Annotated in this window: 13 protein-coding genes; 9 read left to right on the forward strand and 4 right to left on the reverse strand. The window is 74.5% G+C overall.

What is annotated here, in order from left to right; genetic code table 11:
* The coding region (locus tag HYE82_RS11165; RefSeq protein WP_179173829.1) for a helix-turn-helix transcriptional regulator at positions 1–1848 on the forward strand (1848 nt) is incomplete at its 5' end.
* Between the two features lie 210 nt (positions 1849–2058).
* Here HYE82_RS11165 and HYE82_RS11170 read toward each other — a convergent pair.
* Together HYE82_RS11170 and HYE82_RS11175 are read right to left on the reverse strand one after the other, a co-directional pair.
* Complete coding sequence (locus tag HYE82_RS11170) at positions 2059–3003, reverse strand: 2-dehydropantoate 2-reductase (protein WP_179173830.1); 945 nt, start codon at positions 3001–3003, stop codon at positions 2059–2061.
* Positions 3004–3116: 113 nt separating this feature from the next.
* Positions 3117–3920 carry a caspase family protein gene (locus tag HYE82_RS11175; RefSeq protein WP_179173831.1) on the reverse strand — a complete coding sequence of 268 codons (804 nt, stop codon included), beginning with the start codon at positions 3918–3920 and terminating at the stop codon, positions 3117–3119.
* 300 nt (positions 3921–4220) lie between these two features.
* Between HYE82_RS11175 and HYE82_RS11180 the strand changes: the two genes are divergently transcribed.
* The 4 genes from HYE82_RS11180 (at position 4221) to HYE82_RS11195 (ending at position 11580) form a co-directional block, all read left to right on the forward strand.
* Positions 4221–5195, forward strand: coding sequence for a hypothetical protein (locus HYE82_RS11180; protein WP_179173832.1), 975 nt, complete (start codon positions 4221–4223; stop codon positions 5193–5195).
* A gap of 65 nt (positions 5196–5260) precedes the next feature.
* Complete coding sequence (locus tag HYE82_RS11185; protein ID WP_179173833.1) at positions 5261–9340, forward strand: ATP-binding protein; 4080 nt, start codon at positions 5261–5263, stop codon at positions 9338–9340.
* A gap of 6 nt (positions 9341–9346) precedes the next feature.
* The gene (locus HYE82_RS11190) at positions 9347–10507 is read left to right on the forward strand and encodes a trypsin-like peptidase domain-containing protein (protein WP_179173834.1); all 1161 of its coding nucleotides are present in this window, start codon (positions 9347–9349) and stop codon (positions 10505–10507) included.
* Positions 10504–11580, forward strand: coding sequence for a serine protease (locus HYE82_RS11195; protein ID WP_179173835.1), 1077 nt, complete (start codon positions 10504–10506; stop codon positions 11578–11580). The genes HYE82_RS11190 and HYE82_RS11195 overlap by 4 nt, the downstream gene beginning before the upstream one ends.
* Here the strand turns inward: HYE82_RS11195 and HYE82_RS11200 are convergent.
* Both HYE82_RS11200 and HYE82_RS11205 read right to left on the reverse strand, forming a co-directional pair.
* Positions 11567–11938 (reverse strand): hypothetical protein, encoded by a 372-nt coding sequence (locus HYE82_RS11200; RefSeq protein ID WP_179173836.1) that lies wholly within the window; start codon positions 11936–11938, stop codon positions 11567–11569. The two genes, HYE82_RS11195 and HYE82_RS11200, sit on opposite strands and share 14 nt — an antisense overlap.
* A 314-nt stretch (positions 11939–12252) precedes the next feature.
* On the reverse strand, positions 12253–13170 hold the full coding sequence (locus tag HYE82_RS11205; RefSeq protein WP_179173837.1) for a MurR/RpiR family transcriptional regulator: 918 nt from the start codon (positions 13168–13170) through the stop codon (positions 12253–12255).
* 220 nt (positions 13171–13390) lie between these two features.
* On the opposite strand from HYE82_RS11205, the gene HYE82_RS11210 reads away from it, so the two are divergent.
* The 4 genes from HYE82_RS11210 to HYE82_RS11225 all read left to right on the forward strand — a co-directional run bounded on the left by HYE82_RS11210 (position 13391) and on the right by HYE82_RS11225 (position 19434).
* Complete coding sequence (locus HYE82_RS11210) at positions 13391–14236, forward strand: PP2C family protein-serine/threonine phosphatase (protein WP_309144273.1); 846 nt, start codon at positions 13391–13393, stop codon at positions 14234–14236.
* Between the two features lie 57 nt (positions 14237–14293).
* On the forward strand, positions 14294–15250 hold the full coding sequence (locus HYE82_RS11215; protein ID WP_179173839.1) for an MASE1 domain-containing protein: 957 nt from the start codon (positions 14294–14296) through the stop codon (positions 15248–15250).
* A gap of 72 nt (positions 15251–15322) precedes the next feature.
* Positions 15323–16741 carry an SWIM zinc finger family protein gene (locus tag HYE82_RS11220; protein ID WP_179173840.1) on the forward strand — a complete coding sequence of 473 codons (1419 nt, stop codon included), beginning with the start codon at positions 15323–15325 and terminating at the stop codon, positions 16739–16741.
* Positions 16738–19434, forward strand: coding sequence for a DUF6493 family protein (locus HYE82_RS11225; RefSeq protein WP_179173841.1), 2697 nt, complete (start codon positions 16738–16740; stop codon positions 19432–19434). Before HYE82_RS11220 ends, HYE82_RS11225 begins: the two co-directional genes overlap by 4 nt.
* The last annotated feature ends 56 nt before the right edge of the window (positions 19435–19490 follow it).

Below are 19490 nucleotides of genomic sequence, written 5' to 3' on the forward strand. Positions count from 1 at the left end.
ACCTTCGCCCACGCCATGGACGATGCCGCCGGGGACCCCGCCCTGCAGGCCGCCGTCCGGCTGCGGACCGCCTGGAAGCACAACCTCAGCGACGGCGACCCCGTACGCTCCCGCGACGCCGCCGCCGTCGACGACCCCGTCCAGGCCGTACGCCACCGGGCGCTCGCCGTCGACGCCCCGGACGAGTGGCTCGCCGCCGAGATAACCCGGGCCGCCGCCGCCTGCCGCCGCCGCGGCCAGCGCGCCCTCGCCGCCGAGCTCGGCCTGCTCGCCGCCGAGCGGACCCCCTCCGACCGGCCCGGGGACGAACTGGCCCGCCTGGTCACCGCCGCCGAGGACGCCGGCTGGGCCGGCCGCGCCGATCTCGCCCGCCGCGCCACCCGGGCCGTGCTCGCCCGGGACGCCTCCCCCTCCGACCGGGTCCGCTCCCGACTGGCCGTCATCGACGCCGCCGGCCAAGCGCTGGGCACCCTCGACGAGACCTTCGCCCACGCCATGGACGATGCCGCCGGGGACCCCGCCCTGCAGGCCGCCGTCCGGCTGCGGACCGCCTGGAAGCACAACCTCAGCGACGGCGACCCCGTACGCTCCCGCGACGCCGCCGCCGAGGCCGGCCGGCTCGCCGCCCTGGGCGGCGACACCACCGCCGAGGCCATGGCTCTCACCGTCCGGGCCCGCATGGGCCGCATCCTCGGCGACCCCGACGCCGAGGACATCCTCGCCGAGGCCCTCGCCCTCCCGACGCCCGAGGTGCCCCTCGGCATGCGCAACGCACCGCAGTACCTGGCCGTCCGGCACGCCCTCTTCGACGACCGGCTCGACGACGCCCGCCGCCAGCTCCTCGTCCTGCTGCCCGCCGTCCAGCGCACCGGCTCCGCCGAGGACGTCTTCGAGGTACTGCGCAGCCTCACCGAGGTCGAACAGCGCAGCGGCCGCTGCCGGGTCGCCTCCGCACACGCCCGCCGCGCCCTGGAACTCACCATCGAGGCAGGCCTCTCGCCCGGCCCCGCCTGGTACGTCGCCGCGATGGCCGAGGCCCTGGGCGGCAGCTTCGCCCGCGCCGCCGGATACGCCCGCCGCGGCATCCAGGCCTCCGAGGAGGAACGCGACCAGGTGTTCCTCTCGCGCAGCCTGTACGCGCTCGGCCTGGTCGAGCTGGCGACGGGCGAGGCCGCGAAGGCCGTCGCCACCCTGCGCCGGGTCGCCCGACTGGAGGCCGCCCAGCAGGTCGTCGACCCCTCCATCCTGCGCTGGCACGGGGACCTGGCCGAGGCCCTCGTCGCCGCCGACGCACCCGACGAGGCCGCGGAGCTCATCGACGAGGTGAGGGCGGTAGCCGCCGCCCTCGGCCGTGCCCCGGTGCTCGCCGCCCTGGACCGGGCCCGCGGGCTCGTCCTGTCCGCCCGCGGCGACGCCGCCGCGGCGGTCGACCTGCTGCGGGAGACCGCTGCCCGCTTCGACGCCCTCGGGCTGCCCGTGGAGCGCGGGCGTACGCTGCTCGCCCTGGCCCGGGCGGAGCGGCGGCGCCGGCGCCGGGCCCCTGCCGCCACCGCGCTCCGCGCGGCGGCCGAGGTGTTCGCACAGGCCGGTGCGAAGCCGTGGGCGGAGCTGGCCGGTGAGCGGCGGGAGCCGGTCCCCGCGGAGGTGGTCCCGGCCGTGGCCCTGGCCGCGCTGACGGACGCCGAGGCCCGCCTGGCGCTGCTGGTGGCCGAGGGGGCCAGCAACCAGGAGGCGGCCGCCAAGCTGTTCGTCAGCGTCAAGACCGTCGAGGCCCGGCTGACGCGGATCTACCAGAAGCTGGAGGTCCGCTCCCGGGCCCAGCTCGCGACCGCCCTGAGGGGCCGCTGAGCTCAGCGACCCCTCAGGGCGGCGGGCCGGCAGGTCAGGCCGTGGCCCAGGGGGGGCACGCCCGGCACGAGCGCGCGGGCCGGGCGGCCCGGGCGGGCGGCCTCTCCCGCAGGCCCGACAGCACGAAGTCCCGGACCCCCGCCGGGGGCCCGGGACTTCGCAGGTGCACTTCGCTTGACCGCTGTGTTCAACGACGGGCCGCGCGGAAGGTCACCCGGCGTCCTCCCGGACCGGCTGCGCCGCGGTGCGGTGCTGGTGCACCCGCAGCTGGAGCGTGGCGAGGTCCAGCAGCGGGGTGCGGACCGCAAGGGCCCGGGCCCTGGCGACCAGGTCGCCGAGGACGTGCTCGACCTCGGTGGGACGGCCCGCGAGCACGTCCCGGTACATGGACGGGGTGAGCCGCGACCCGGCGGTGGTCACGGTCCGGGTCGTGAAGTCGAGTTCGGCGTCCGGTACGGGGTACCCGGCGGCCGCCGAGACGGCCGCCGCCTCGGCGAGCAGGGCCCGGGCGAGTTCGGCGCCGCCGGGGACGGCGTTGAACTCGCCGACGGAGCCGCGCAGCAGGCAGGTGGAGGCGCCGAGGGCGCTGATGAAGACCCACTTGTGCCACATGGCGGCGGTGATGTCCGGGGTGTCGGGGCTGTCGATGCCGGCCCCGGTCAGCAAGGCGCGTACGGCGTCCACCCGCGCCGAGGGCGCGCCGTCGAGCTCGCCGGTGAGGATCGCGGACGGCGGTGCCAAGCGCACGATGTCACCGTGCCCGTCGAGCGTGGTGACCACCTTGGCGACGCCGCCGAGGACCGCCTTGCGGCCGAAGAGTTCCGCGAGCCGTTCGAGATGGGCCATGCCGTTGAGAAGGGGGAGGATCGCGGTCCGCGGGCCGACAGCCGGGGCGAGGTCCTTGGCCGCCCGGTCGAGGGCCGTGGACTTCACCGAGAGCAGGACGAGGTCGTACGCCTGCGCCGGCTCGTCGGCGGTCACCAACCGCGGTACGAGGGTCGTCTCTTCGCCGAGCCCGGTCACCCGCAGGCCGCGGGCGCGCAGGGCCGCCGCCCGCCGCGGACGCACCAGGAACGTGACGTCGTGTCCGGCCCGGTGGAGGCGGGCGCCGAACCAGCCGCCCACGGCGCCGGCACCGACGGTCAGGATTCTCATACGGGACAGCCTTTCGTGAGCGGCGGACGTCCTTCGGAGTCAGGAGGTCCACCGCACGCCGGCCGTCGGCGGACACCCGGTCGAGGAGCCCGCCTCGGGTGTTGCTCCCCGGCTCAGACGGTGAAGGGCTTCTGGCCGAGGAACTCGGTCGACGGGCTGCCCGTCGTGTGGAAGTTCGGCACCTGCGAACGCGGCAGCCGGTCCTTGATGCTGCGGTGGAACTCCTGGTAGCCGCCGGAGAACGAGCCCTGGGCCCATACGCGCAGCAGGGCCCCGGTGAACGCGCCGTTGGCACTGCCGTCCAGTGCGACCTGGTTGTCCTGGCAGGCCGAGATGAGCACGGTACCGGGCCCCGCGCCGTTGCCCTCCTGCCTGAGTTCGCGCTGGAGCCGCTGGTAGAACTCCTTGTTCTGCTCGAACACCTGCTGCTGGCGCAGCACCGGCATGACCCGGGGCCGCGCCTCGCCGTTCCCGTCGGCGGAGCCCGGGACTTCGGTCGCGGTGCCGCTGTGACAGCAGTCGAGCAGGGTGAAGATGCGGACACCGGGGGAGAAGCGGTGGAACTCGCGGTTCAGCTCGTCGTCGAGGAACTGGCGGTCGTAGAACACCAGGGTCTCGTCGAGCTCGTCCGCTTCGTCGCCCTCGGCGTCGGGCATCTGGCCGCCGTGGCCGGAGTACGTGAACAGCAGGATGTCGCCGTCCTTGAGCTTCTTGGCGGCCTTGCGCAGCGCGCCGGTGATGTTGTCGACGGTGCCCTGCTCGGTGAGCAGCACCGTCTCCTGGAATCCGGCGGTGCGCGCCAGCTCCGCCATGTCGCGGGCGTCGTTCTCGCAGGCCATGAGCTGTCCGTCCCAGCCGTTGTACTTGGCGGGGTCGACCTTGTTGAGTCCGACGTGGATGGACAGGCCGGTGGTCATGAGGACCTCCTCGGGGCGGGGATGGGGATACCTCGGGGATGGGTTCCGCGGCAGGAGGGCGGCCGAACCCCGAGGCGGGCAGCGACCCCCGATCGGGCCCCGCGGGGGCAGGCGGCGGCAGGGCGTCCGAATGCATGACCTGCCGGGGCCGCGACCGCGCGCGATGGCATCCGGCCCGCCGCCGTCTGAGTTGACCGGTCAATATTCAAGCGGAGCAACGCCTGCGACCGACTGGCGGCCTCACGTTGACCGGCCAATACTGGCGGTGACCGGCATCCGTGCTCCCGTGCGGGAGGCGCAATGGAACCCCGGATCGTCTACGTCCACGGCGACGGCAACAAGCCGCGCGAGGAGGTGCTCACGTCCCAGTGGGACAGTGCGCTCTTCGGCGTCGACATGGGCAGTGCCTCGCGCATGGCCCACTGGGCGCCGCTGCTCCATCCGGAGCCGCTGCCCGACGGGCGGGCCGACCCCCTCGACGGGGGTGCGGTGCCGGCCGAGGAGACCCGGGAGTCGGCGCCGGCGTCCGTGGAGGCGACCGAGGAGTTCGTGGCGCGGACGCTTGCCGAGGCGCGCGCCGAGACGGCGGGACGCGCCGCGGGCGCCGAGGGCGCCCCCGGGACCGGAGCCGGGTCGGACCAGCCACTGGCGGGCTGGCTGCGGGACATGGGCTACCTCGCGGAGGCGCTCGCCCAGGACGGCGGCCCGCCCGTCGGCGCCCCCGGCGGGCCGGAGGCGCGCCTGCTGCCCTCGTTCGCCCGTACCCGGCTGTTCCGGCTGCTGGTCGAGCACACCTTCAAGGACGTCCACGCCTACTTCTTCGGCGGCGCCGGAGCGGCCATCCGCGACGTGGTCCGGCAGGCCCTCGACCAGGCGCGGGAGGGCGCCGGCGCAGGCGGCCCGCTGGTCGTCGTCGGCCACAGCCTCGGCAGCATCGTCGCGTACGAGGTGCTGGCCGAGGAACCGCGCGACGTCGACCTGTTCGTGACCATCGGCTCGCCCCTCGCGATCACCGAAATCCAGGACGTGCTGGCCGGGCCGCCCGCGGTCCCCGCCGGGGTCGCCGTGTGGCGCAACGCCTCCGACCTGCGGGACCTGGTGGCGCTGGACCACACCCTGCGCCCCGAGTACGCCCCCGTGCACCTCGTCACGGACCACCTGGTCCTCAACACCAGCGGCAACCACCACGGGGCCCGCGAGTACCTTGCGACCGGCCCCGTCCGGGAGCCCGTCCGGGCGCTGTTCGGCGGCCTTGCCGCACGGCAAACAGGGTGAAACCATGACAGGTGTCACCAGTCGATCCCTCTGCTGCCCCGCGCGGGCAGCCTGGTAGGTGCGGTATGCCGCTCAGGGACACGGAATGGATCCTGGTCATCGACTGGGTGCGGGACCACCTCCTCGACACCCCGGACCCGCACAACCGGCTGACCGGGTGCGGATTCTCCCGGAAGTTCGTCGGTTCGCTGGAGCTGACCCCGGTGGCCCAGGTGAATGCGGAGAACCTCGTCCGCGCGTCGCGGGCGACCATCGACTCGCAGGTGTTCCTGCTCGGCGTCGTGGTCAATCTCCCCGAACTGGTCGTCCTCCCGGACATCGAGAAGGCCAGGGAATTCCGGGACAGGCTGGCGGAGGACAGACGGGTCCACGCCTCGGACCAGGACCCCTTCCTCGCCGGCCTGCTCAGGAGCGGCGCCGAAGTGTTCGTCGACCGCCAGGACCTGCGCGAGCGGCTCCGGGAATTCCTGGCCAACCCCGACCTGACGGTGCTGGCCGTCGACGGGGAGCCGGACAGCGGCCGCTCGTACACGTACAACCTCATCCGGTTCCTCGGCCAGCACTGCGGGTTCCGCCCGGTGCGCATCACCCTGTCGCAGACCATGACCGCCGCGCAGGTGATCCGGCGGCTCGGCGGGTACGTCATGGACCGGCGCGATCCCGTATCGGCGTTGAACGCGGCACAGTTGAACGATCCACAGTCCTGGATGGACGACGCCGTCCACGAGGTCGTCGCCCGCGCCACGACGGTGCCGGAACGGCTGTGGTTCGTTCTTGACGACTGCGACCTGCTCGACCCCGGCTCGGACGTCTGGGACTGCATCGGACGGCTGGCCCAGGCCATCTTCGACTCCGCCCCCGGGGGCGACGAGACCGCGCCGCGCCTGGTCCTGCTCGGCTACGGGCCGACCATGCCCCAGTTGCCGTACGACGTCCGCAAGAACGTGTGCCAGGACACGGCGCGCACCGCCGGCCCCGACGATGTCGAGGCGTTCTTCCGGCAGTTCTTCACCGACCCGCCGGCATCGGACGACGAGGACGAGCTCGCCCGTCTGGTCGAGCTGTGCGCCACGGCGGTCATGGGCGCCGCACAGGCGCCCGGAGAGGGCAGCTACATGCGCAGGCTGTGCGAGGCGGCCGAAACGGCCGTCCGCACCCACCGCTCCCTGAGCCCCGGCGACGACTTCGCCACCCGGCTGCACCGGCAACTGCTCGCAGGGGCGGGCCCGCGGCCCGCGCCGGCCCCGGACACCGGCCGCGGCTACCGGGAGGCCGCCTGCCTGCTCACCGGCTTCGACCCGGCGAAGTTGCGGCTTCCCGGCGAGGCCGAGGCCACCGGCGGGGCGCGGCTGGCGCTGGTCGAGGACTGCACCGTCCTGACCATGCACCCCGTCCCGCGGTGGGCGCTGAAGGAGGGGGCCCGCCGGGCGGCGCTGCGCGGCCTCGCAGGGCCCGGGGCGGCCCGCCGCGCCCTGGAGGCCAACCTGGACCTGGTCCCCGAGGGGCCCGGACCGGAGCGGATCGCCCTCGCCTACCTCTCCGGCGACCTGTCGGCGCAACAGTCGCCCGACACCGGGTACGCCGAGGACGCCGAGGCGCTCGTCGACACCCTTCAGGCCGTCCTGTGGCTGCAGCAGATCCCGGGCACGACCGGCGTCCCGGACTCCGAGCAGGTGCTGCGGCGGCTGGAACGGGCCCGCCTGCTCCAGCCGCTCCGGCACCTCGTGCGCAACCCCTTCTGCGGCCGGGCCGCCGAGTTGGAGGAGCTGCGGGCGTACGCACTCGACGACACGGGCGGGCCGGTCGAGCGGCCCCCCCTCCTCATCCACGGACTCGCCGGCATCGGCAAGAGCACCCTTCTCGCGACGTTCCTCCTCGACATCCGCGACGACGTCCCGGGTGGCTTCCCCTTCGCCTACGTCGACTTCGAACGGCCCACCCTCTCGGTCCACGAGCCGGTCACCCTGATCGCGGAGGCGGCCCGGCAGCTCGGCGTCCAGTACCCCGCCCACCGCACGGCGTTCGACGCACTGGCCGGAGAGTGCGAGGAGACGGCCCGGCTCCAGCGGGAGGAGCAGAACACCGTCGACGAGCTGTACCAGCTGTCCACCACCCGCTCGGGAGCCGGGCGCGCGTCGGCGGAGCGGTTCAACACGCTGGCCCGGGAACGCGAGACCGCCTTGGTCCGCAAGGGCGCGGAACTCGTCCGGCGGGCCGTCGGTGCCACGGCCGGCACCGCCGACCCGCCCCTGGTGATCGCCGTCGACTCCTTCGAGGCGGCCCAGTACCGGGCGAACCCGGTGCTCGGGCGACTGTGGGCCATCTGGGTGAGCCTGCAGCAGGCGTACCCGCGACTGCGCTGGATCGTCGCAGGCAGGGCCCCGGTCCACCACCCGGCGCAGGCCGCCGAACCACACGTCATCGCCCTCGGCGAGCTCGAACCGGACGCCGCGGTGGAACTGCTGACGTCCTGCGGCATCACGAACGAGAAGCTGGCCCGCATGCTGGCCGAGCGGGTCGGCGGACACCCGCTCAGCCTGAAACTGGCAGCGCACGCGGCCGTGGCGGAGCAGTGGGCCGGCTCGCTGGACGAGTTGATGGACAGCCTGGACGACCTGGAGAGCCCTCCCGCCGCGCGGCGGGGCTTCTACCGCAACGTCGACCGGACGATCGTCCAGGGCGCCCTGTACGACCGCATTCTCAAACGCATCCCCAAACCGGACGTCCGCGCCCTCGCCCAGGCGGGCCTGGCCCTGCGGACGATCACCCCCGAGCTGATCCGGGAGGTCCTCGCCGAGCCCTGCGGGCTGACGGTGGACTCCGGCGAGGAGGCGCGCCGCCTGTTCGGCGGGCTGGCCCGGCTCGACCTGATGGAACCGGCCGGGCCCGGCGCCCTGCGGCACCGCTCCGACCTGCGCTCCATCATGCTGCGGCAGACGGACACCGCCCGCACCGGCCTCATGCGCAGGGTCGGGCGGCGCGCCGTGGCGTACTACGCGGCCCGCGAGGGGCCGGCGGCGCGCGCCGAGGAGATCTACCACCGGCTGCGCCTGGGCGAGAACCCGCGCACCGTCGACGAGCGATGGGAGCCCGGTGTGGAGCGCCACCTCGGCAACGCCTTCCAGGACATGGCGCCCCGGTCGGCCGCATTCCTGAGCGGTCACCTCGGCGGCCACACCCCCGACAGGGTACTGCGCGACGCCGACCAGGAAGACTGGGAGCGGATCACCGCCCAGGAGGTCGACGACCTGCTCAAGCAGCATCTGACCGAGCAGGCTGCGGCCAGGCTCGCGGAGCACCGCCCGTGGACCCCGGGCAGCCCCCTCTACCCGCTGCTCGTCGCCACCCTGGAGCGCAGCGGGCAGATCAAGGAGGCCAGGGCGGTGGCCGAGGACGCCGCGGACGATGCGGAGGAGGCCCGTGACGCCGACGCCCAGCTCGAACTGCTGCTGCTGTCCGGACGCCTCGCCGAGGAGGACGGCGACCCGCAGGAGGCCGAACACGACTATGCCGAGGCGGAGGCCATCGCGACCGCACTCGGCCGGGACTTCGAGGCGATGGGCGCCATGCTCGGCCGGGCCAGGGCGGCCCCCTCCCCCGAGCGCACCGCCGAGATCGACGACAGGCTCGCACTGTCGTTGTGGGAGCTTCCCGACGAGGCTCTGGCCGAACAGCCGACCCTGGTCAGGACCGTTGCCGCCAGGGTGGCCGGGCGGAACCCCCTGGTCCTGGACCGGGTCCTTCGGCTCGTGGGCCTGCCGGAGGCCGACGAGAGCGTCCCGGACGCCCTGGCGGAAAGGATCGACCGGGCCGTCGCCCGGCAGCCCGAGCTGCGGCAGGCCGTGAAGCAGGTCCTCAGGGACGCGACCGACCCCGTGGGCGCCACGCACATGGGCACGGCCGGATGCCTGCGCGAGGCCCGCCGACGCGGCTCCCTCGACGAGCTCGCCCGGCGCCTGCTGGTGCTGCGGGACCCCACTGGCGAACTCGTCTCCGCGGTGGCGGCCGCGACGGGCTCCGGCACCCCCGGCGACTTCCCCGGGGAAGGCGGCGACTCCGGTCCGACGGCTTCCGTGCCTGCGGCCCCCGGTCCGCCCGACACCCCTCCGGGCAAAGCGGAAAGGAACGGCCCCCGAGCGGCCTGAGCCGGTATGAGCGACGCGTACCTCACGTCGGACGAGGTCTTCGAGCTGTCCGAAGCCGCCCTGGAAGCGGGCCTGGCCGACCCCACGGTGCGGCCCCTGCTCTTCAGCGGCATCATGCCCCGGTACAGGGCGGCGCTGCCGATCCTGGCGGCCCCCGTCGTACAGGTGCAGTCGGACCTGAACGAGATGAACCAGGTGGAACGGCTGGTCGACGGCACGGTCCCGCTGGAGGCATGGTTGCGCAACGCCGCCGCCCAGACCCTCCAGGCGGCCCCGCGGGCCGTGTTCCAGCGCGCCTTGGACGAGGTGGTGCGCGATTCGGCGGGTGAACCCGACGTGCCGGCGCCCCCACCGGCCGCGGAGACCAAGGAGGAGGTCGTCTCCACGGACGACACCCTGCCCTACGAGTTCCTCCAGGGCGGCATCCTCGCGGGCGCCTCGGTGGCCCGCATCAAGGTGCTCCCGTTCCAGGGCGGCGCCCCGCTCCAGCCGAACGGCTTCCCGCACTCGGGGACGGGCTGGCTGATCGCCCCCGGCCTGCTGGTCACCAACCACCACGTGGTGACCGCCCGGACCCGCACGGCCGCAGACCGGGGCGTCGTGGACCCGGCCGACCTGGAGCTCCAGGCGAGGAACTCCCGCTCCCGCTTCGACTACGGCGCCGACGAGACGGAGACCGAGGAGGTGGCCGCGCAAGGCCTGCTCGCCTCGGACCCGGACCTGGACTACGCGGTCCTGCGGCTCGCCGGCCAGACGGAGCGGCCCGCCCTGCGGGTGGCCACCGAGCCGCTGGAGGTCGTCACGGGGGAGCCCGTCGCGGTCAACATCATCCAGCACCCCGGGGGCCAGCCGAAGCGGGTAGCCCTGCGCAACAACCTGGTCTTCGAGACGGACGACAAAGACGTGCGCTACTTCACGGACACCCGCGGCGGGTCCTCCGGGTCCCCGGTCCTCACCGACGACTGGAGGGTCGTCGCGCTGCACCGCGGGGCCCGGCGCGTCGAGAACGTCGTCTACCAGGGCAAGACCGAGGCGTTCGTCAACGCCGGGACCCAGCTGAGCAGTGTCATGCGCCACCTGGCGGAGCACAGTCCGGCGGTCCACGCCGAGATCGCGGCGGCGCAGGCGGCGCTCGGGGCGCAAGAGCGGACCGGAGATGTGAGATGAGCGGACGGTCACCGGTGGCGACCGGCGCCGAGCAGGTCTTCGGCGACCTGCGTGCGGTCGCCGAGCGGGTCCGCCAGGGACTGGAGGCGGCCCGGGCCGCGGAGGCGGAGATCCGGGAGTCCGCCGCCGACCGCCCCGCGGAACGGGCGGCGGCCGCCGAGATCGGCGGCTTCGCCCTGCGGGAGCGGGCGAGGGTGCTGGAGGCCGGTGCCCGGGGGCTGGAGAAGCTCGCCGCGGGCCGTGCCGACGAGGTGGACGAGGACGAGTACTTCGGGGTGGAGGCCATCGTCCTCCTGGAAGGCCGGCCCGCCATCCTCGTCCAGGGGCAGGACTTCCCGTCGCAGCCGGGTGACTGGGCCGTGCTCGACGGCCACCGGGACGGCATCCGCAACTCGATCGCCCGGGTGGGCCGCGTGGACGTCGTCGGCCACCCGCGCCTGGAGTGGGTGGGGACCGCCTTCCTCGTCGGCCCCGACGTGGTGATGACGAACCGCCACGTGGCCGACGAGTTCGCCCGCGAGGAGGGCGCCGCGTGGGCCTTCCGGCCGGGGATGACGGCCCGCCTGGACCTGGCCGAGGAGCTGGCCGCCGTACCCGGGGACGCCTCGCTGGAGTTCGAGGTCACCGAGGTCATCGGCATCCACCCCGACGTCGACCTGGCCCTGCTGCGCGTGGAGACCGACGCCGACGGCCGGGTGCCTGCCACCCCGCTGGCCGTGGCGGCCGATCCGCCCGGCGACATCCCCGGCCGGCCGGTGTACGTCGTCGGCTACCCGGCGGAGGACAGCCGGCGCAACGAGCCGGAGGCCATGCGCCGGATCTTCATGGACGTCTACAACGTCAAGCGGCTGCAGCCCGGCACCACGACCAAGCTGGTCCGCGAGCGGCTCACCGTGAACCACGACTGCTCCACCCTGGGCGGGAACAGCGGTTCCCCGGTCTTCGACCTGGCCGACCACCGCGTCCTGGGCCTGCACTACGGCGGCCGCTACGGCTTCGGGAACTGGGCGGTCCCGCTGTGGGAGATGGTGGACGACCCGCTGCTGGGCCGCGCGCAGGTCAACTGGGTGTGACGCGCAGGGCGTCGCCGACCAGGCGGACGGCCCGGGACAGCCGGCCCAGCTGCTGCAGTTCGACGGCGTACATGCGGATGGAGCTCTCGATGGCGACCTCGGGCACGCCCATCGAGGGCAGTTCGGCGCGACTGGTCTCCAGGGCGACGCGGACGGCGCGCATCTCGTGCTGCAGCTGGAGCTGCGCGTGCCGGCACAGCAGGACGGGGCTGCGGGTCAGCGTGGAGTAGGCGCCGTAGCGGGCAGGGAGCAGGTCCCGCAGCCAGCGCATGGCCGTGCGTTCCCAGTCGTGCGTCCCGGGTGCCTTGACCTGGCAGGGCCAGTCCGGGCTGAGAGCGGGGGAGAGCGTCTGGCGCATACGTCGCTTCCGGATGGGTCGAACTGAACGAGACGTAGGTGGGCGGCGGCCCCGGCCCAGGGGTTGACCGGGGGCCGCCACAAGCGCTCTGGTGGATCCGCTGCCGGGACCGGCACCCGGGCGGGGCGTGAGGAGGAGTCGTCCCGCCCCGGGTGTCCGTTCCGGGAGAGCGTTAGGGGTCGCTCTCCTTGGCGCGTCTTACGGATCCGGCGCGCTGCTCAGTAAACATATATACCGTCGAGTAAACAAGAGAATGAAAAATTACATACGCCTCGAGGGCATGAAAATGAAGGAACGAAACGGTACAAGGCGGGCTAAAGGAAAAAGCCGTGCTGGTCGGCCACCTGCTCGTAACCCTCCAGCCGCGCCTGCGTCCGCTCCGGATCCGCATCCGCCATCGCCTGGAGCAGCGCCGCGGACAACACGCCCGGCGCCGCGTACGAGTCGAACACCAGCCGTGCTCCCGTGCCGGCCGTCAGCGCCACGTCCGCCTCGTCGACCAGCGGCCCCAGCGTGGTGTCCGTGATCAGGGCGATCTTCAGCCCGGCCGTCCGGGCCGCCCGCAGCGCCGACAGGGTCTCCTTCGCATGCCGCGGCATGGCGAAGGCCAGCGCCCAGGTCCCGCCCGCCTCCCTGGACTGGAGCAGGGCGTCGTACGCCACGCTGCCGCCCCGCGTGACCAGCCGGACGTCGGGGTGGATACGGCGCGCCGCGTACGCGAAGTACTCCGCCAGCGACACCGAGATCCGCAGGCCCAGCACGGTCAGCGGCACCGAGCGGGCCAGCTCGCGGCCGATGTCCAGCACCTGGTCGGTGTCGGCGAGGAGCCGCCGCACGTTCTCCAGGTTCTCGATCTCGGCGTCCACGGCCGCCTGCAGCTCGTTGCGGCGGTACTCCTCACGGCTCTCCGGCGAGCCCGCGACCGCGCTCAGCGCCATCGGCTGCAGGACGTCGCGCAGAGCCGGGTAGCCGCTGAACCCCAGGGCAGTGGCGAAGCGCGTCACCGACGGCTGGCTGACCCCCACCCGCTCCGCGAGCTCGGTGATCGACAGGAACGCGGCCTCGGTCAGGTGGTCGATGAGGTACTGGGCGATGCGCCGCTGACCAGGCGAAAGGCGATGGCCGTCGAACAGCCCGCGGACCCGGGCGCCCGGGGCCCGTTCATGGTCGGGCGCCTGCCCGCTCGGCGTGATCGCAGCTGCCTGTGCGCGCGCCTGCTGCCCCGATGACACCGATGGGCCTCCCTCTCATGTCACTCTTTCTCCAACATAGCTCACGCCCTGTGGTCGGCCGACAGGCCGCGGACCCCCCGTCCGGCGGGTGAGACGCGGCCGCTGTCGCGACCCGCCGACCTCTGGAAATATGATGAGCGCGGCACGGGGCTTCGGCGCAGCACGCCGCGAGAGCCGAGAGCGGGGACGAGCGACGTATGGATGCACCCGGGAGCAGACCGTGAACCCGCGCCGCGCCCCGCGCCGCACCCCCCGGGCACAGAGCGCCGACGACCTGCTGAGCACCCTCGGCCGGCTCACCGCCCGCGCCCGGGCCGGCGCCGAGCACCAGCAGCCGCGCGTGGAGCTCGCCGAGGCGCTCCAGCGCGAGATGCTGCCCGCCGTACTGCCCGCCCTGCCCGGACTGCGCACCGCCGCCCGCTACTCGCCCGCCCGCCACGGCCTGGACATCGGCGGCGACTGGTACGACGGGTTCGGCCTGCCCCAGGGCGCCCTCGCCTTCTCCATCGGCGACGTCCAGGGCCACGATGTGGAGGCGGCCGCCTTCATGGGCCAGGTGCGCATCGGCCTGCGCGCCGTCGCCGCCGTCGTCGACGACCCCGGCGAGGTGCTCGCCCGCACCAACGACGTCCTGCTCTCGACGGGACGCGAGCTCTTCGCCACCTGCACCCTGCTCCGCTTCGACCCCGAGACGTGGGAGCTGCACAGCGCCCGGGCCGGCCACGTACCCGCCCTGTGGGCCACCGTCGACGGCGGGTACGGGATGGCCGAGGACGAGGGCGGCCTCCCGCTGGGCATGCTTCCCGGCGCCGGATACGCCGTCACCCGCCGCAAGCTGGACCGGGCCGGATCCATCGTCCTGGTCACGGACGGGGTCGTCGAAGGACCCTCGTTCCCCATCGACGTGGGCCTCGAACGCGTGCTCCGCGTCCTCCGGGAGGGTGCGGGCGCGGACCCCGCCGAACTCGCCGCCGAGGTGATGGAGGTGGCCGACTCCACCGGTCACGCGGACGACGCGGCGGTGCTCGTCATCAGCCACGACGCGGGCGGACCCGCAGCCCGCTGACCCCGCCGGGGCGTGTCACGCCCGGCACGGCGGCGGGGGCTGGTGTCTGATGCTGTGATGCCCACCGTGGAACGGCGACGTCTGCCCGGTCTGCTCGCCGACACTCTCCGGACCCTCGCCGTTGCGGTCGCCTACTGGGCCACCGGGCGGATCGGCCTCCTGCTCGGAGTGACCGTCGAGGGCGCGACGGTCACCCCCCTGTGGCCGCCCACCGGCATCGCCGTCGCCGCGCTGCTCTGGACGGGGCTGCGGGCGGTGCCGGGGATCATGCTCGGCGCGTACCTGACCATCCAGCACATCAGCCGCTTCGATCCCGTCGACACCGCCATCCTCCTGGGCAACACCCTCGCCCCCGTCTGCGCCTACCTGATGCTCCGCCAGGCAGGCTTCCGCCCGGAGATGGACCGGCTGCGGGACGGGCTGGCCCTGGTGTTCCTGGGCGGCCTGCTGCCCATGATGATCAGCGCGACCGTCGGAACCTCGACGGTCGTCGCCACCGGCGACCTGCAGGCCGGCGAATTCTGGTCCGTGTGGTCCGCGTGGTGGGCCGGCGACGCGATGGGGGTCCTCCTCGTGACCCCGCTGCTGCTCCTCCTTCCGCGGCTGACCCCGCCCGACCCCTACCGGGCGGGCGAGGCCGTACTGCTGTTCGCCGCCTGCGCGGCCGCCACCCTCCTCGCCGTCCAGAGCGACCTCTCCCTGCTCTTCCTCATCTTCCCCGTGCTGATCTGGGCGTCCGTACGCTTCCAGCACGCCGGGGGAGCGCCCTGCGCCCTGGTGGCGTCCGTCATCGCCATCCACGCGGCGACCAACCAGACCGGACCCTTCGCCGACCACACCCTCTTCGAGGTCATGGTCAACCTCCAGGGCCTGAACGGCTCCGCGGCCCTGACCGTCCTCCTGCTGTCCGCCCTGGTCACCGAGCAGAACAACGTTCGCCTGAAGATCGAGCAGGTCTGCGAGGAACTCGCCGAGGTGGTCGAACGGCTCACGCCCCGCCGGCCGGAAGAGTGATCAGAACAGCGGCAGCCCCTGCGGTGTGACGTCCCATCGGCGTTGTCAGTGCAGGGCCCTAGCTTTGCGCCCATGAGCCGATCCATGCAGGCACTCGCCTACGCACGCCCGTCCGCCCTCACCTCCGACCGGGGCGGGCGGCTCCTCGGACTGGAGACCTCCGGAGGGCTGACACCGGTCGGCCACGAGGCACACCCGCAGTTCTTCGCCGGCTTCCTGAGCTCCCCTCAGGCAGCCGCGCGCGGGCTGCTGGCCGTGGCCGACGTCGCCTCCGCACGCTACTACCAGCGCACCCTGCGGGCCTCGCTGGACCCGGTCGTGACCGCGAACGGCGACCGGATTCGGTTCGAGTCGTTCTCGGGATGCTGCGGGGTGTACGCCCGCCTCGACGTGCTCCCCGAGGGCCTCGACGGCGCGGACACCGGCCACGGAACCACCAACGTCGACGTCAACAACCCGCTGCGCGACGCCCTCTCCCGGCTGTCCGGCGACGAACCGCTCCACCTGCGCGTCGGCCCCGACGAACTCGCCGTCACCACCCTGGACGGGCCGGTCGTGGAGAAGAAGGTGCCGCTGCCCGACCGCTGGCTGCGCGGATTCGCCGAATCCCAGGTGGTCTCCGCCGGTTTCGACCTGCGCGCAGAGCTGGGCGCGTCCGACGCCGTACGGTTCCTGCGCAGCCTCCCGCGCAGCTCCACCGCCGGCGCCGCCCGCGGACCCCTGTGGGTCGTCCCCGCCGGTGCCGCCCTGCGGCCCACCACCCGGCCGGTCCCCGGCGCCGTGTGCCTGCCCGGACCGGAGCGGCTCGCCGCGCTCCAGCGGGTCCTGCGGTACGCGACCGGGCTGCGCGTGTACGGGCCCGCGGCCCACGGCGGCGCGGCCACCGCCAGTGCCTGGGAGGTCGCCCTGCCCGGCATGCGCCTCACCCTCACCCTCTCCCCGGAGCCCGCCCGCGGGTTCTCCGGCGAGGGCGGCGTCCTGGAGGCGCTCGCCACCGACGACGCGGCCCGCGACGCCGACCTCGTCTCCGTCCTGCTCGCCTGGGAGCCCCGCATCGACACCGCCGACCTGGCCGCACAGTGCGGGCTGAGCCAGGAACGCGTCCGCGCCGCCCTCGCCCGCCTCGGCACCGCCGGCCGGGTCGGGTACGACGTCGCCGAAGCCGCCTACTTCCACCGGGAGCTGCCGTACGACGCCCGACGCGCCGAGCGCCACAACCCCCGGCTGGTCGCCGCCCGCGCCCTGCTCGCCGAGGGGTCGGTCCTCCTGCACGCCGACGCCACCGCCACCGTCCTCTCCGGGGAGCGCCGCTACCAGGTCCGCGAGGCCGCCACCGGGGTGCTGAGCTGCACCTGCCAGTGGTGGGCGGACCACCGCGGCCGCCGCGGGCCGTGCAAGCACGCGCTCGCCGTCCGCATGGCCCGCCGCGCCGAACCGGCATCCGCCGCCCCCGCCCCTGCCGCCTTCCCTGCCTCCGGAGAAGCCCGATGAGCACTGCCACCGCCGCCCCCGCCGCCGCTTCCGCCGTCCTCGACGCCGTCCGCGAAGGCCGTACCCACCTGGTGCCCGGCCTGGTCAAGCCGCTGACGGCCGCCGAACGCCGCGCCCTCGTCCCCGAACTCACCACCCTGCGCCGCGAGATCCGCGGCTGGGACTGGAGCCGCCGGTCCGAGTACGAGCGGATACGCCCCGGCCTGCTCGTCGCCGGCGCAGGCTGCCACACCGGAGCGGCGGCCGCCGCTTCCTGGATCGCCGCCCGCGACCTGTGGGACACGAGGGAGTCGGTCAACGGCATCCTGATCGACGTGCTCGCCGCCCGCGACCCGGCCTGGCTCGGCGACCTCGCCCACCGCCTTGCCGCCCGTACCGCCACCGTGGAGAGCCAGTACCGGCTGATCCGGGAACTGCTGCTGCGGGCGCCGGACGACTGCCCGGCCCCCACCGGCGACGCGTTCGTCCACGCATGGGCCCGTCAGATGGCCCACCGCGGCCACGGGGGATCCACCGGCACGCTGCGCCTCGCGCTGCACGCGGAGCCGTACGTACGCGAGCTGGTGCCCCGGCTGTTCGAGACCGCCGAGACCGCCGTGGCCCTCCACTGGTACGGCGCCCCCGGGGCCCCCGGCTGCTGGCCCGCGGAGCTCGCCGCACTCGCCGCGCAGGGGACAGTGGAGCGGCGGATGCTGCTCGACGGCTGCCTCGCCCGCCTGCTGCGCGGCGGCCGCCCCGCCGGACTCACGTTCTTCACCGACCTCCTGGGCGTCCTCGAACCCACCGAGGACGAGCAGGCGGAGCGGACCGCGGACTGGATGGCCCTGGCCGCCGACGCGCACTCCCCGCTCGCCGGCCACGCCCAGCAGGTCCTCGCCGGCCTGTTCGAAGCCGGTCGGCTGCCCGCGGAGCGGCTCGCCGAGATGTCGGCCGCCGTCCTCTTCCGCCCGGAGAAGAAGCTCGTCCGCGCCCAGCTGGTGCTCCTCGGCAAGGCGCTGAGGCGGGAACGGGACGACCGCTCCGTCCTGCTGCCCGCCGTCGCCGCCGCGTTCGGGCACGCCGACACCGCCCTCCAGGAGCGCGCCCTGAAGCTCGTCGCCGCCCACCTGCGGCCGGAGGACGACGACCTGCGCACCGAACTCGCCTTCCAGGCCGACCTGCTCAGCCCCGTCCACCGGCGCGCCGCCGCCGATCTGCTCGGCGCCGTCGCCGACGCCGTCGCCGACGGGACGCCGTACACGGAGACCTTGCCCCCGGCACCGGTGCGCCGCCGTCTGGACTCCGCCGCGCAGCTGTCGGTCGCCGAGACCGTCGAACTGGTCGCCGCCCTGGTCAAGTCCCGGCGGCCGACCACGGAGGAGTTCGAGACGGCCTTCGACGCCCTCGTCCGCCACGCCCACCGCGACCGGGCCGAACTCGGCGTGGCCCTGCGCCCGGCGCTGGCCGACCGGCCGTGGATCGGCGACGGCGGATACCACGCGGACCCGGAATGGCTCCAGGGCCTGGAGCTGGTCGCCGCGACCGTCATGGGGCACATCCGCTTCTACGACCTGCGCGCGGGCCGGGGCCTGCGGGACGACCGGTCGGGACGGGACTGCGCCCACACTGCCATGGCCGGGGTGACCGGCGCCCGGCTGTACGAGGCGGCCGCCCGGATCCTGGCGGACCCGCTGCCCTTCCTGCTCGCCACGCCGACCTGGGACACGGGATCCCTGGAGCCGTCGGACCTCGTCGAACGCCTCGCCGCCTACGGGCGCCTGGGCGTCGAACCCGAACCCGCCGACTTCGGCCAGGCGCTGCTGCGCGTACGGCGCGACCCGGAGGCCGCCCCGGCGGCGGCCGCGCTCGGCACGCCCGAGGGCGCACGCCTCGCGGCCTGGCTGACCGGGGCCGGCGAGCCGCCGCGCACGGTCCGCCGCGTCGAGGAGCCGGCACCGCCGCGGCCCGGCTGGTGGGGCGGCCGCATGCGGGAGTCGGTGCGGCGGATCGTCGTCGACACCGAAGAACGGCCCGTGCTGAGCCGGGACTTCCCCGCCCCGTTCCACCGGCTGGGCCGCGCGTTCAACGGCGGCAGCGCCGACCCCTGTTACCACTGGGAGGGCCGGGAGCTCGCGCAGCTCGCCGTCCTGCCCGAGGACCGCGAGACGCAGGCGGTCATGCTCCTGCCCGAGCTGACCGCGTGCGCCGCCGTCGAGGAGCGCGGCGCGGGACAGCGGCTCTCCCGGCTCGCCGAGATGGGGGGCCCCGCGGGCCCCGTACTGCACCTGGCGGTGGCCACCGGCCTCGGCGCCCGGCACGCCGAGGACCGGCTGGCGGCCGTGGACGCGCTGCTGGTGCTCGCCGCGCGGGGTGAGCTGGGCGCCGCGACGCTCGGACAGGACCTCGCAGAACTGCTCGCCCTGGGCACGGTCAAGCCCAACCGCCTCGCCGACGCGCTGCGCACGGCCGCCGGAACGGGCGCGTACGCGACCACCTGGGCGGTGCTCGCCGGGGCGCTGCCGGCCCTGCTGGCGGACGGCGGCCTGCGCGGGGCCGGAGAGGTGCTGGCCGTGGCCGCCGAGTGCGTGGAGGCCTGCGGCGCCGCGGGACCGGAGCCCGCAGGACTGTCCGCAGTTGCCGGGCGGGGCGGCTCGTCGCAACTGGTCGCCCAGGCCGGGCGGCTGCGGACGGCGCTCGCCACGGCGGGCGTCTGACGTGGCGCGCGTCTGACGTGGCGCCGGACGGCCCGGACGGGCTCCGGACGGGTCCC

It is taken from the genome of Streptomyces sp. BR123 (assembly GCF_013401435.1).
Lineage (GTDB): Bacteria > Actinomycetota > Actinomycetes > Streptomycetales > Streptomycetaceae > Streptomyces.

Coding starts and splice junctions, on each gene's coding strand:
- HYE82_RS11170 (WP_179173830.1), bottom strand. CDS start 3,003: ATGAGAATCCTGACCGTCGGTGCCGGCGCCGTGGGCGGCTGGTTCGGC.
- HYE82_RS11175 (WP_179173831.1), bottom strand. CDS start 3,920: ATGACCACCGGCCTGTCCATCCACGTCGGACTCAACAAGGTCGACCCC.
- HYE82_RS11180 (WP_179173832.1), top strand. CDS start 4,221: ATGGAACCCCGGATCGTCTACGTCCACGGCGACGGCAACAAGCCGCGC.
- HYE82_RS11185 (WP_179173833.1), top strand. CDS start 5,261: ATGCCGCTCAGGGACACGGAATGGATCCTGGTCATCGACTGGGTGCGG.
- HYE82_RS11190 (WP_179173834.1), top strand. CDS start 9,347: ATGAGCGACGCGTACCTCACGTCGGACGAGGTCTTCGAGCTGTCCGAA.
- HYE82_RS11195 (WP_179173835.1), top strand. CDS start 10,504: ATGAGCGGACGGTCACCGGTGGCGACCGGCGCCGAGCAGGTCTTCGGC.
- HYE82_RS11200 (WP_179173836.1), bottom strand. CDS start 11,938: ATGCGCCAGACGCTCTCCCCCGCTCTCAGCCCGGACTGGCCCTGCCAG.
- HYE82_RS11215 (WP_179173839.1), top strand. CDS start 14,294: ATGCCCACCGTGGAACGGCGACGTCTGCCCGGTCTGCTCGCCGACACT.
- HYE82_RS11220 (WP_179173840.1), top strand. CDS start 15,323: ATGAGCCGATCCATGCAGGCACTCGCCTACGCACGCCCGTCCGCCCTC.
- HYE82_RS11225 (WP_179173841.1), top strand. CDS start 16,738: ATGAGCACTGCCACCGCCGCCCCCGCCGCCGCTTCCGCCGTCCTCGAC.